Genomic DNA, 12,388 nt, shown 5'->3' on the forward strand with positions numbered 1-12,388 from the left:
CGAGTGCCACCGGCGCCCGGCGGGGTGCGGGCCGGTAGGAGCAGAGCCGCGGCCCCACGGCTCACGCCTCGGCGAAGTCTCCCGCGAGAGCTGCCGCCATCCGCAGATGCGGGGCCGCGTCCGTGTCCCGTCCCTGCCGCTCCAGCGTGCGGCCGAGCAGCAGCCTGGCGTACTGCTCGACGGGGTCGAGCTCGATGACCGTACGCAACTCGGCCTCGGCGCGCAGCAGTTGCGCCGAGTGGTAGTAGGCGCGGGCCAGCAGCAGACGCGGGGCGACCTGCTCCGGCACCTCGTCGGCCAGGGCGCCGAGAATTCGCGCCGCCGTCGCGTACTCCTTGGCGTCGAAGAACTGCCGCGCGCGCTCCCAGCGCTCCGCCGCGGTTCCGTGGTCGTAGTACGTCGTGTCCACTGTTGCCTCCTTCGATGGCGTCCAACGGCAGCAGATAGTTAAATATTCCACTAGTGGTCTGTCCCTCGCTCCGGGATGACCGGGCGGGCGCCTGACGTCCGGTGCCTCACGGGTCTAGGTTGTGCGGCATGAGCAATCTTGATCGCGAGGCGGTTCCGTCACTGTGCGGCGGGCGCGGGTTCGTCGTCGCCGAACCGGTGCGGGAACTCCTCAGCCCCCGAAAGGTGAAGCTCGGTGAGTCAACCGAGCTCCGCCGCCTGCTGCCCAACCTGGGCCGCCGCATGGTCGGCGCCTGGTGCTTCGTCGATCACTACGGCCCGGACGACATCGCCGACGAGCCCGGCATGCAGGTGGGCCCCCACCCGCACATGGGCCTGCAGACGGTCAGCTGGCTGCACGACGGTGAGGTGCTGCACCGCGACTCCACGGGCAGCCTCCAGACGATCCGCCCCCGCGAGCTGGGCCTGATGACCTCGGGCCGGGCGATCTCGCACTCCGAGGAGAGCCCGAAGTCGCACGCCCGCCTCCTGCACGGCGCCCAGCTGTGGGTGGCGCTGCCGGACATCCACCGCCACGCCGACCCGCACTTCGAACACCACGCGGAGCTCCCGCTGGTCACCGCCCCCGGCCTGACGGCGACGCTCATCCTGGGCACGGTCGACGGCACCACTTCCCCGGGCACGACCTACACCCCGATCGTCGGCGCGGACCTGACCCTGACCCGCGACGCGGACGTACGCCTGCCGCTGAACCCCGACTTCGAGTACGCCGTCCTGAGCATGTCCGGCGAGACCCGGGTGGACGGCGTCCCGGTCCTGCCCGGCTCGATGCTGTACCTGGGCTGCGGCCGCACCGAACTGCCGCTGCACGCCGAGTCGGACGCGGGCCTGATGCTGCTCGGGGGCGAGCCGTTCGACGAGGAACTGGTCATGTGGTGGAACTTCATCGGACGGTCCAACGAGGACATCGCACAGGCCCGTTCGGACTGGATGGACAGCTCACGCTTCGGTGAGGTGAAGGGCTATGACGGTGACCGCATCCCTGCGCCGGACTTGCCGCCTGTGCCGCTGAAACCGCGGGGACGGGTGCGCTGACCAGGGCGGTTGCTGTCGTGAGGGCTAGGGTCCGGGGCGGTCCTGAATGCGTCGAATGCGGCTGGCCATGGGTGAGCGATGATGCGCGCCGGAGGGGCTTCGGGGTCAGGCAGCGAACCGCGGGTGTGGCCATCTGTGGCCAGGTCTGGCAATCCCAATGCTGGACTCGAAGCACAGCAGCCCCAGCACCGGGTGGTCCATCTCCTTGCGGATCTGCCCGGCCTCCTCGATGTCCCGCCGCTCCCACAAGTCGGCGAACTCCGGGCTCGCCGCCTTCAGCTCGGCCGCCACCGCCTGGAACCCCTCGTCGTTCGGTCTGGCCAGGCTGGCGGCCCGGAACTGCGCGACGACCGTTCGCGCGTTCTGCTCCCAGCTCCGTGCACGGGATCGGTACATCGGGTCGGTGAAGAAGTCGACGAGGCCCCTCGCAGATGTCCCGCTGCCCGTCCGGATCGATCTCGGCCACGGGCGGGTTCATCCCGGCGAGGTCACCGTCACCGGCGGTCTGCTGTCGGACCCAGCGGGAAGTTCGGCACACCGTCATCCGCCTATTGCCTCACCGCATGAAGCCAGAGGCCGGCCCGACCTCGCATCCAGCGATTATTACGGCTTCACCGGACCGGGCTCCCGGGCTTGGTCGCCGTACCCGAACGCCCCGGCCCGGCCGGGCGTACGGAGCCGACTTGGGCGCGATCGAGGCCGGTGCCCGCGAACTTCTCCGCGACGGCGCGCAGGACGCGGGTCATGGCCTGTGCCGTCGGTGTGGCGGTGCTCCGGGCCGAGCGTGCCAGGAGGATCCGGCGGACAGGTGCGGGGGCGTCGGAGGCGAAGGGGAGGAGGCGTACGTCGCTGCGCCGGTTGGTGAGGGCAAGACGGGGGGCCAGGGCGATGCCGAGGCCGGCGGCGACCATGGCCTGCGCCTCCTGGTAGTCGTGCGACTCGTAGGCGATGCGGGGCTCGAAGCCCGCGCGGTGGCAGGCGTGGCGGAGGACGTCGGCGACGGGGTGGTTGTCGGCGCGGATGATCCAGTCCTGATCTGCCAGGCGGTCGAGTTCGACCTGGGAGCGCCCGCGCAGGGGGGAGTCGGCGGGTACGACGAGGACGGTGGGGTCGTCCAGCAGGTGAGTGAGGGTCAGAGTGTTGTCCTCGACGCGGTTCCACTCGTAGTCCCACAGCAGGGTCATCTCGCACTCGCCGGTGTGCAGCAGTTCAAGGAGTTCGGCCAGGACGCCCGCGCGGACGACGGTGCGGACGTCCGGATGGCGGCGGCGGAAGCGGGTCAGGGCCAAGGGCAGCAATGAGGCGCTCGCGGTGGGGAAGGAGCCGAGGCGCAGAGTGCCCTGACGCAAGTGTGCGTGGGACTCCAAGTCGGCGTCGGCGCCGCGTAGTTCACGACGGATGGTCTGCCCCCGGGTGACCAGCGCCGCCCCGGCCGCCGTGGTGCGCACCCCCCGGGGGAGCCGTTCGAGAAGGGGCTGGCCCGCTTCCCGCTCCAGCAGGGAGAGCTGCTGGGAGGCGGCCGAGGTCGTCATGCCCAATTCCTCGGCGGCGGAGGTGAGCGAACCGCGCTCGGCGGCCTCGGTCAACAGCAGAAGGCGGCGCACATTCAACATGCCTGCGAGTTTAGCTGAGCTAAAGGCGATTGAAGGGAATGGGCATTGTGCTGAAGTCTTGGCTCTGTCACGGTCTTCTCATTCACCGGACGGAAACGTCCGCGCAACGTAGAAGGAAGTCGCTGACGTGCACATTCCCGCGACTCTGGTGCGTGGTGGCACCAGCAAGTGCTGGCTCTTCAGCCAGGTTGACACCCCGGCCGACCGCGCCGGTATCGAGCGCCTACTGGTCGCCGCGTACGACGCGGCCGACCCCGTCCAACTCGACGGCGTGGGCGGCGCCACTCCCACCACGTCGAAGGCCGCGGTCGTCGGAGCATCCGCCCGCGACGGGGTCGATATCGACTACCTCTTCGCTCAGGTCGGCATCGGCACCGGCGTCGTCGAGTGGGGTTCCAACTGTGGCAACTGCGCTACGGGCATCGCCCTGTACGCGGTTGCCAGGGGCCTCGTGCCGATCACCGGGGACGTGACCCGGGTGATCATGCACAACACCAACACCGGCGCCATGTTGGAGGCGACCGTGGATACCGCCGGCGGTCGGGTCCATGAGTTCGGCGAGCAGACCGTTCCAGGCACCCGCTCCGGCGGCGTCGCCGTCGGCCTGACGTTTCTCGCCCCGGCCGGTCGCACGACCGGAGCCCTGCTGCCCACCGGGCTCCCCGCTGAGAAGCTGTCCCTCGGCCATGGCGCCCCGCTCACAGTCAGCATGGTCGACGCGGGAGCCCCGGTCGTCCTCGTGGATGCCGCGTCAGCCGGGCGCAGCGGAGTGGAGACCCTGGACGAAGTGCGCGGCGACGTCCCCCTGCTGCGTGCGGTGCGGCACGCGGCCGCACCGCTCATGGGCCTGCTCGCCCCTGGTCAGGAGCCCGGGGACGCCGTACCGAAGACCGGCCTGGTCGGCCCGCCCACCCCCTACACCACCACGCTCGGCGAGCGCGTTGAAACCGCGGATTACGACGTGGCCGTACGGATGCTGTCGATGAATGCCCCGCACCCGGCGATCGGACTCACCTCGGCCGTTGCCGTGGCCACGGCGAACCTGACGGACGGCACCGTGGTTTCCGGCGTGACCCGCGCCGCGGCCTCAGGCGGGACCGGCCGGACGGTCGGCTGGCTGCGCATCGGTACACCCGCCGGTGTCATCTCAGTACGCTGCCACGACCTCGCCCCGTCCGGCCCCGGCAAGGTCACAGTGCGGCGAGCGGCCCGCATCCTCGCCGAGGCCCGGATCTCGGTTCCCGAGCCGAGTACCCCGGCCGCAGCCGCAGCCGCAGCCGCCGCCTGATCCGCGACGCGTCCATCGTCCGCTCCGCTCGACCCCGCTCCAGCTGCCCGCAGTAAGGACAATGATGTCTGCTGACCTGATATCCATCGGCGCCCTGCTCGTGATGTTCGTCGTCGGAACCGTCCTGCCGATCAATCTCGGCATCCTGGCCTTCGTCGCGACATTCGCGGTCGGCACCCTCTCCCTCGGCCTTTCCGAGGACGAGTTGCTCCAAGGCTTCCCGGTGACGCTCTTCGTCACCATCGTCGGCGTGACATACCTGTTCGCCATCGCGCGTCGCAACGGCACCATCGACCTCCTGGTCGGGGCCGGGGTCCGGCTGGTACGCGGCAGGGTCGCGCTGATCCCCTGGGTGCTGTTCCTGATCGCCGCCGTGCTCACGGCGTTCGGTACGTTCACACCGGCCGCCGTCGCGATGCTGGTGCCGATCGGCATGAACTTCGCGTTCAAGTACAAGATCAACCCGTTGATGGTCGGGATGATGGTCATCAGCGGCGGGCACGCGGGCGCCTTCTCTCCGCTCGCTGTCTCGGGCGCGCTCGTCCTGGACATGGTGGACGCCGCCGACGTGCCGTCGGTCTCTCCCGCGACCCTGTTCTTCGCCAGTTTCGCCATCAACACCCTGCTATCCGTCATCACCTTCCTGCTGCTGCGGGGGCGCGTAGTGCCCCTCTCCACCGACCCGCAGGACGAGGCCGCAGGGCAGGACGAGGACGCTGCCGCCGAGGGCGTCACCTGGCAGCAGTTGCTCACGCTGGCCATGCTCGGCATGTTGATCGTCGGAGCGGTGGGCTTTCACCTGGAGATCGGCTTCCTCGCGCTGGGCGCGGGAGCGCTCCTGGCCCTGCTGGACATGAAGCGCCAGGAGAAGGCTGTCGACGGCGTCAGCTGGAACACGCTCCTGCTGGTCGCGGGCATGATGACCTACATCGCGATGCTGGAGCACGCAGGCGTGATCGACAAGATCTCCGAGAGCGCGGCGGGCATGGGAACCCCGCTGGTGGTGGCCCTGTTGCTCTGCTTCACCGTCGCTGTCACCTCGGCGTTCGCCTCGTCAACGGCGATCCTGACCGCGATCATCCCTATCGCGATCCCGCTGCTCCTCTCCGGGCAGCTCAGCGCGGCCGGCGTTGTCGCGGCGCTCGCGGTCTCCACCACCATCGTCGACGTATCCCCCTTCTCTACCAACGGCGCCCTGGTCCTGGCGAACGTTCGAGGGGTCGACCGGCAGCGCTTCTACCGGCAGGTGATCGGCTACACCCTCGCCACAGTGGGCATCGGCCCGGTGGTGGCCTGGGGTGCGCTCGTCCTGCCCTTCTCCTGATAGCTCCCGGTCGTTGCCCGGTTCGCCGTGTCGCCGAGGGGCCGGAACCGCCGGAATGCCGTGGCCGCCGTCGAGCGGCTGGCAGTGGGCGAGGAGTGCGAGGTGTACGGCGGGGACGGCGCTGACGCGCAGGGTGTAGCCCTGGCCGCGTCGTACGGTCACCCCCTGGTCGAGTGCATCCCGCTCGGCGGGCTCCAGCTCGGCGGCGCGGAGGAAGTCGGCGACCTTGCCCGGCATGTCGAGGGTGACCGGCAACTCCGGCGCCGGGGAGTCCTCCTCGATGGCGGCGTGGTCGGGCATGAGGTCGGCGACGGCGGTGCGGATCGCGCCGCGGCTGACGCCGTGGGCGCGGGCGAGAGCGGCGATCGAGCGGCCTTCCAGGTACGTGGCGCGCACGTCGGCGCTCTTCGCGGCCGCCACGGCGGGGCGGCGCCCGCCTTTGCTGCCCTTGGCCTCGGCGGCGCGCAGTCCGTCGTAGTAGGTCAGCTCGCGCTGGAGTTCGCCGGCGGCGGCGAGGGTCTGCACCATGAACTTCACGGTGCAGACCCTCGCCGGTGCGCGGGTGGCGGGCGGTGAGGTCCATCGCGGAGAATGCGCCGTCTTGGATGCGCAGGACGAGGCGGTCGCGGTGGAGGACGTCGAGCACGTCGAGGATGTGCCCGGTGCCGCGTACGAGGCGGAACATCTCCACCAGGGCACGAAGAGCAGGCCGTTGGGCGAGCTTGGCCTGCTTGGGACGGCGTCCGCGCTCGTAGGCCGCCGCATCGGCCGAGGCAGCTCGGTAGTGGTCCCGACCGCCGTTGCGGGCGATCTCGCGGGAGACGGCCGAAGAAGGCCGGCCCAGCTGCCTGGCCGGCTGCCGGGCCGATTTCCCGGTGGCGATACCGCGGGATATCTCCTCACGCTCGCTGCCGCTCAGATGCCGCTCTGACCGCGCTTGCGGGGTGAGGCGGACGCCGCCGCTCTGATACAGGAAACGGCGAGCATGCTGCATCGGCGCCCCGAGCGCCCGCGCGATCAAGCTGAACGACTGCCCCTCGCGCCAGCGTCTCCAAATCTCGTCCTGCTGAGCTGGCGAAAACCCGTAATCACGCACCTGTGCCTCCACGATCACATGATCATCCGTGGGTGGTGCGTTGATCACTTGAGGGTGCCATCCGTTGCCGACAGGCAGGGATGGTCCGGTGTGGACACCCTGGCCCGTCCAGGACTACGCGGGGCCGGGGGGCAGGTGGACGGTCATGATCAGGTGGCAGGTCTCGGTGCCTGAGCCGCGGTAGGTGTGAGGGGCGTCGGCGTCGAAGGTGGCGGTCTGTCCTGCCTCGACGGGGTGCTCGGTGCCGTTGACGACGAGCACCATCTGCCCGGCGGTGACGTTGACGGTCTCCACGACGCCGGCCTGGTGGGGGTGGCTGGGGTATTCCTCGCCGGGTTCCAGCATCCAGCGCCAGACCTCGGTGGCCGCCGGGCCGCTGGTGGTCAGCATGAGCCGGGCTTCGCTGCCGCGTTCGCCCTTCCACAGGGGCATGACGGTGGCGGCGCTCACCACCCGGACGCGTTCCTCGGACCGCCCCTCCATCAGGGCGGAAACGGAGGCGCCGAGGGTGTCGGCGAGGCGGACCAGGGTGGCGAAGTTGGGATTGCCCTGGGCCCTCTCCAGGGCTACCAGCGCTCCCTTGCTGACTTTGGCGCGGCGGCCGAGTTCGTCCAGGGACAGTCCGGCGCGGGTACGGGCCGCGCGGACGTTGTGCGCGAGCGTCCGCAGTGCCGCTTCGGTCTCGGTCATCGCTGTCACCCCTCCAGGCAGGTGGATCACTGCACTGCACCACGCGGTCGTTCGGTTGACGACTGCCGGTCGGTGCGTTGTTCGGTGTAGTCGTTCCATTGATAGTAAGGGATGTACCCGTGATCGCTCTGCTACTGGCCCTGGGCAGTTCCCTGGCCTACGGATGCGCCGACTTCCTCGGCGGCCTCGGTGCCCGCAAGGCCCACGTCCTGCGCACCGTGATGATCGCCGCTCCGGCCTCGCTCGCCGTCGAACTGCTGCTGTGGCCCTTCCTCGGCGCCTCCTTCGCCCCCGCGACTCTCGCGTGGGGCGCCGCCTCCGGTGTCGCGTCGGCCGCCGCCTTCGCCCTGCTCTACCGCACGCTCGCGATCGGCCCGATGAACGTGCTCTCGCCCATCACCGCACTGGTCTCGGCGATGCTGCCGGTCGGTGTCGGACTGCTGCAGGGCGAGCACCTGGGACTGGCCGGGCTGATCGGCCTGCCGCTGGCACTGGCGGCGGTGGTGCTGGTCAGCGCCGGCCACGGCGCCGGCACCATGCGCCCGACGCGCACCGCGCTGCTGCTGGCCTTCGGCGCCGGGGCTGCCATCGCCCTGCAGCTGGTCTTCCTGCACCAGGCGCCCTCCGACAGCGGCGTCGGACCGCTCATCATCGGACGGGCTGTGTCTTCCGCGGTCACGCTGGCCGCGGCCGGGGCCATGTTCCGGAGGCTGGGCGCGGAGAAGCCCGCCTACGCGATGTCGGCGGCGGCGGGCGTGCTGGACTCGGTGGCCAACCTGCTGTTCCTGCTCGCGGCCCGCAGCGGCGACCTGGCCGTCGTCGCCGTGATCACCGCCCTGTACCCGGCCGGCACCGTCCTGCTCGCCCGCACCGTGCTCGCCGAACGGATCTACCGCACCCAGCTCATCGGCCTGGGCACCGCTGGCATCGCCGTCAGCCTCCTCGCCCTCACCTGACCCCCGCACCTCCTTGGAAGGACCCGCGTATGTTCATCCAGCCCTGGGACGCCGCCCTGGACGATGCCGAGTGGCAGACCTGGATCGCCGACGGCCACGACTTCGGCCTCCTGAGCGTCAACGGACTGCCCGGCCAGGCGCCGATCGTCGTGCCCACCCACTTCACCGTCGACGGCCAGACCCTGCTGGTCCACCTCGCCCGCCCCAACCCCGTCTGGAAGACGATCGAGGCCGACCCGAACGTCACCTTCACCGTCACCAGCGACTACGCCTTCATCCCCGGCCCCTGGCGCGCCAAGCCCGGCATCCCGCCCACCGACGGCGTCCCCACCAGCTACTACGCGGCCGTCCAGTTCACCTGCCAGGCCACCATCGTCGACGACCCGGCGGCCAAGGCCGAACTGCTGCGCCGGCAGATGACGCACTTCCAGCCCGAGGGCGACCACGCCCCCATCGACCCTGACCAGCCGCCTTACGGGCGGATGCTGCCCGGCATCCGCGGCCTGCGCCTGGACGTCACCGAGGTCCGTGCGAAGTTCAAGTACGACGACCACAAACCCGTCGAGCAGCGCGCCGACACCGCCCGGCGGCTCACCGAACGCGGCCAGGGCCTGGACACGCCCACCGCCCGTCAGCAGACACGCCGCCTGGACCGCATCGGCCCCTGGAAAGCCTGACTCCGCCTCGCCCCGCACTCCCGGAACGGACCCCCCTGTGACCACCTTCCGCATCAGCCCCGCCGTCGCCGACGCCTTCGCTGACACTCTCATCGCCGTCGTCACCGCCACCGGTCTGCGTGGCCACGAACCCTGGCCGGCCACCGCGACCGCCCTGGAAGATCTGGAGCGGCAGCTCGCGGACGGTACCTGGGCCCCCGCCGACGAGGCCGATCCGCGTATCGAGGCGTGGCATACCGCCTACCGCTCCTTCGGCACCAACCCCCGCCGCATCCGCCCCAGCATCGACGCGCTGGGCCGCCGCATGGCCAAGAAGGGCACCCTGCCGCGCATTAACCCGGCCGTCGACACCTACAACACGGTCTCCATCCGCCACGGCCTGCCCGCCGGCGCCTTCGACCTCGACCACGTCACCGGCGACGTCGAGATCCGCTACGCCGACGGCACCGAGAGCTTCACCCCGCTCGGCGAGCCCGACACCGTCGAGAACCCCAAGCCCGGCGAGATCATCTACGCCGACACCACCGACGTGCTCACCCGCCACTGGAACCACCGCGACGCCCACCGCACCCGTGTCACCGAAGGCTCCACCCACGTCGCCTTCGTCCTGGAAACCCTCCACAGCGCCCGCGACGGACACCTCCTCAAGACCGCCGCCGGCGAACTGCGGGACTTGCTCACCGAGCACGCCGCTGGAAGCACCGTCCATTACCTCAGCCCCGCACACTCGCAGGTCAGCACCTGAATCACGCTCTTGCGTACCCGGCCTGAACACGGCGCTGGCACACGAACCGACCAGTGCCCCGGCCGGGCTGCCGACGCTCACTCCTGGCCGCCGTCGTCCTCGTCCAGCTCGGGCGCGTCCGGGTCACGCAGCGGGCGCAGGGCGCCGGCGGCGGTGAAGCTGTAGCGCCCGAGCAGGTTCAGGTTGCGGTGCTTGAGCGGGGGGAGCCGGGCGACGTCCTCCTCGCGGATCTCGTGGCCCCCGGCCCGGAGCTGGGCGACGGCGGCGTCGATGTAGCGCGTCGTCCACAGCACGATGGCATTGAGGGCCAGGCCGAGCACGCCGAGCTGGTCCTCATCCGCCCGTACTCCGCGAACGCGGTCCCCAGCGGAGTCGGGCGCCCCTCGCGTCCGAACATCCGCAGCAGGCCGTAGGCGCGGACCTGGTTGGTGACCAGAGAACCTGCGACCTTCAGCATGTCCGGCCAGTGCGTGATCACCTTGTTCAGGTTCACGTGGTTGCGGGCCAGGTCCTCCACCGCTCCATACGTGCCCGTCTCGACGCCGGGCATCGCGGCGCGCCAGAACCGCTGGTCGTCCAGGTCGCGGAACCGGGGTGAGAAGTTGTAGCCGAGGATCTTGAACAGGCCGAACACCATGTCGGAGTACGAGGCGTTGTCGGTCGCCACCATCTCCGGCTTCACCCCGCCGTCCAGGTTCAGCAGCGCGTCCAGGATGTGCAGGGAGTCGCGCGGGGTGCCGGGGACGACCATCTGTCCGATCCCGGCGACTTGGTCGTTGACGGCGTTGAGCCAGGTGATGCCGCGCTTGAACCCGAAGTACTTCGGCGACGGCGCCGCGCTGATCGTGCGCACGGGCACGACGAACCGCAGTCCGTCGACCGAGGCGAGCAGGCCGTTGCCCCAGAACTTCACGATGGGCACCTTGGCCTGGGCGGCGATGAGCCGCGCGTTCGCCGCGGCGATGGTGCCGGCGCGCAGGTAGTACTGGTCGACGTGCACGAGCCGGGCCCGGGTCAGGGCCTCGTGGCCGGCGGAATCGCTGTTCTGGGATACCCGTCGTGCCGCTTCATCGGCTGTCCGCAACTGCAGGCGTTCAGCGGTCAGCCCGCCACCCTGCGCCTCATGAAGACGGCATATCGCCGAAGTCACCGGCTGTCAGCCCTTGCGACACCACGCTTTGAAGGCCAGTAGCCGGGAAGTGCCGCATCCCGTACAGGACCATCCCCTTGGGGATCTCGACCTCGTCAGCCTTCTTGATGCGCAGCCACCGGTTGCCCAGGTGGTAGTACGGGAACGGTTTGCTGGAGTCTTTGGGATGGCGCAGTAGGTAGCCGTCAGTGGTGCCGTGCTTCTCGGCGTACCACTCGATGGTCCGCCGGGCACGGGCCGGCAGCGGCGCGTCCCGGTACTCGCCGACCTTGCGGTGCTTGAGGCGTGCGTATTGGCCACTGGTGTGGTTGACCTGTTCCGAGATCCGATACACGTCGTGGGCCACGATGTTGCGGAGATTCACGTCTGTGGCCTCGGAGTTGCGCAACCCGCAGCCGCTGTCCTACCAGCTCTGCCAGGGGCGTGCATGGTGCCAGAGGCGGTCGGCGCTGTTGGTGGCCCGGTACAGGAGGATTTCGCTGTGGACGGCGCCGATCGCCTGGGGTGCGGCGGCGTACTTGGTGGAGTCGGCCGGGCGCAGGCTCCACCAGCCGGTCGTGGTGCCGCCCGGGTCTTCGGAGGCGGGTTCGGTCTGCTCGGCGACCATCCGCCAGGACTGCGCGGGGTTGCCGGTGTCGCAGGTCTTCATGATGACCCGTACGCCGACAGCCGGAGCGCGCTCGGTCGCCAGACAGAGCTTGTCGACGGTCTCGTTGCGGATCTGCCAGGTGCCGTCGCCCTGGTCCTCGAACCGCCAGGTCATGGTCTTGCGTTCCTCGTAGCCCACGCCCCGGTGGGTGGCGGACCAGGCTCCGTCGAAGTCCTGGTCGCTCCAGATGCCCATGCGGGAGCCGTCGGACCGGTTGATGATCTCGTGGCCGCGGATGTCGGCGGCCTTCGCGGCACGGGCGGCCGGTGCGTGCGAAGGGGAGGTGTCAGCCGCGGCCAGGGAGGCGGCGCTGAGGCTGAAGGCAACGGCAACGGCAGCGGTCAGCGTGCCGCGAAGTCGCGAGAACGGTCGGGTGCGCACAGGTGTTCCTCCAGGGGACGGGCCGCATCCGGCGGCCGGCTACAGGCACGACCCGGCAGCTGCGCCGAGCTTCGCCCGGCCGGACAACTTCCTTCCGGAGCTCGCTCGCTACGTGGAATGTGATCCTCCGCACGGGCCTCGCGGAGTGCATGCCCCCGCTGCCGCACCGTCATTGCCACGTGACATGCATCGGTCACCAAACCACCCGGGAAGGTGTTCCGGAAGCATGCGCCCCCCGGTCGTGGGCCACGATGTTGCGGAGATTGACAGCTGTGGCCTCAGCGTTGCGCATACCGCAGCCGCTCATCAGATCAGC

12 protein-coding genes and 3 pseudogenes are annotated in these 12,388 nt (G+C 70.1%); 7 read left to right on the plus strand and 8 right to left on the minus strand.

All coding sequences use genetic code 11. The features are described from left to right. Positions 1 to 61: 61 nt before the first annotated feature. Positions 62 to 409 carry a tetratricopeptide repeat protein gene (locus tag ACGFX9_RS21895; protein WP_393474352.1) on the minus strand — a complete coding sequence of 116 codons (348 nt, stop codon included), beginning with the start codon at positions 407 to 409 and terminating at the stop codon, positions 62 to 64. 128 nt (positions 410 to 537) lie between these two features. Here ACGFX9_RS21895 and ACGFX9_RS21900 point away from each other — a divergent pair, with 128 nt between their 5' ends. Then, positions 538 to 1,503: a pirin family protein gene (locus ACGFX9_RS21900; protein WP_393474355.1), complete on the plus strand. Its 966-nt coding sequence runs from the start codon at positions 538 to 540 to the stop codon at positions 1,501 to 1,503. A gap of 159 nt (positions 1,504 to 1,662) precedes the next feature. Here the strand turns inward: ACGFX9_RS21900 and ACGFX9_RS21905 are convergent. Further along, positions 1,663 to 1,923: pseudogene (locus ACGFX9_RS21905) on the minus strand (XRE family transcriptional regulator); the annotation flags it as partial. A gap of 191 nt (positions 1,924 to 2,114) precedes the next feature. Then, positions 2,115 to 3,116, minus strand: a complete 1,002-nt coding sequence (locus tag ACGFX9_RS21910; RefSeq protein ID WP_393474359.1) for a LysR family transcriptional regulator — start codon at positions 3,114 to 3,116, stop codon at positions 2,115 to 2,117. 127 nt (positions 3,117 to 3,243) lie between these two features. Between ACGFX9_RS21910 and ACGFX9_RS21915 the strand changes: the two genes are divergently transcribed. From ACGFX9_RS21915 to ACGFX9_RS21925, 3 genes are all read left to right on the plus strand, one after another. Further along, entirely contained in the window at positions 3,244 to 4,404 is a 1,161-nt protein-coding gene (locus tag ACGFX9_RS21915; protein ID WP_393474361.1) for a PrpF domain-containing protein, read from the plus strand. 61 nt (positions 4,405 to 4,465) lie between these two features. Next, on the plus strand, positions 4,466 to 5,728 hold the full coding sequence (locus ACGFX9_RS21920) for an SLC13 family permease (protein ID WP_393474364.1): 1,263 nt from the start codon (positions 4,466 to 4,468) through the stop codon (positions 5,726 to 5,728). Between the two features lie 60 nt (positions 5,729 to 5,788). Continuing rightward, positions 5,789 to 6,304: a hypothetical protein gene (locus tag ACGFX9_RS21925; RefSeq protein WP_393474366.1), complete on the plus strand. Its 516-nt coding sequence runs from the start codon at positions 5,789 to 5,791 to the stop codon at positions 6,302 to 6,304. A 283-nt stretch (positions 6,305 to 6,587) separates the two neighbouring features. Here ACGFX9_RS21925 and ACGFX9_RS21930 read toward each other — a convergent pair. Together ACGFX9_RS21930 and ACGFX9_RS21935 are read right to left on the minus strand one after the other, a co-directional pair. Then, positions 6,588 to 6,722, minus strand: a pseudogene (locus tag ACGFX9_RS21930) (IS30 family transposase); the annotation flags it as partial. 216 nt (positions 6,723 to 6,938) lie between these two features. Beyond that, positions 6,939 to 7,514, minus strand: a complete 576-nt coding sequence (locus ACGFX9_RS21935) for a helix-turn-helix domain-containing protein (protein ID WP_393474369.1) — start codon at positions 7,512 to 7,514, stop codon at positions 6,939 to 6,941. Between the two features lie 119 nt (positions 7,515 to 7,633). Here ACGFX9_RS21935 and ACGFX9_RS21940 point away from each other — a divergent pair, with 119 nt between their 5' ends. From ACGFX9_RS21940 to ACGFX9_RS21950, 3 genes are read left to right on the plus strand one after another with little or no spacing between them, the layout of a single operon-like run. Then, positions 7,634 to 8,470: an EamA family transporter gene (locus ACGFX9_RS21940; RefSeq protein ID WP_393474371.1), complete on the plus strand. Its 837-nt coding sequence runs from the start codon at positions 7,634 to 7,636 to the stop codon at positions 8,468 to 8,470. 29 nt (positions 8,471 to 8,499) lie between these two features. Then, positions 8,500 to 9,147, plus strand: a complete 648-nt coding sequence (locus ACGFX9_RS21945) for an FMN-binding negative transcriptional regulator (RefSeq protein ID WP_393474374.1) — start codon at positions 8,500 to 8,502, stop codon at positions 9,145 to 9,147. A gap of 37 nt (positions 9,148 to 9,184) precedes the next feature. Continuing rightward, positions 9,185 to 9,892 carry a B3/4 domain-containing protein gene (locus ACGFX9_RS21950; RefSeq protein ID WP_393474377.1) on the plus strand — a complete coding sequence of 236 codons (708 nt, stop codon included), beginning with the start codon at positions 9,185 to 9,187 and terminating at the stop codon, positions 9,890 to 9,892. Positions 9,893 to 9,969: 77 nt separating this feature from the next. Here ACGFX9_RS21950 and ACGFX9_RS21955 read toward each other — a convergent pair. The 3 genes and pseudogenes from ACGFX9_RS21955 to ACGFX9_RS21965 form a co-directional block, all read right to left on the minus strand. Further along, a pseudogene (locus tag ACGFX9_RS21955) lies at positions 9,970 to 10,922 on the minus strand (Tn3 family transposase); the annotation flags it as partial. Positions 10,923 to 11,013: 91 nt separating this feature from the next. Further along, complete coding sequence (locus ACGFX9_RS21960) at positions 11,014 to 11,406, minus strand: hypothetical protein (protein ID WP_393474380.1); 393 nt, start codon at positions 11,404 to 11,406, stop codon at positions 11,014 to 11,016. Between the two features lie 39 nt (positions 11,407 to 11,445). Beyond that, positions 11,446 to 12,072: an RICIN domain-containing protein gene (locus ACGFX9_RS21965; protein WP_393474383.1), complete on the minus strand. Its 627-nt coding sequence runs from the start codon at positions 12,070 to 12,072 to the stop codon at positions 11,446 to 11,448. Positions 12,073 to 12,388 lie beyond the last annotated feature (316 nt).

Source organism: Streptomyces sp. NPDC048436 (assembly GCF_043200355.1).
Classification (GTDB): domain Bacteria; phylum Actinomycetota; class Actinomycetes; order Streptomycetales; family Streptomycetaceae; genus Streptomyces.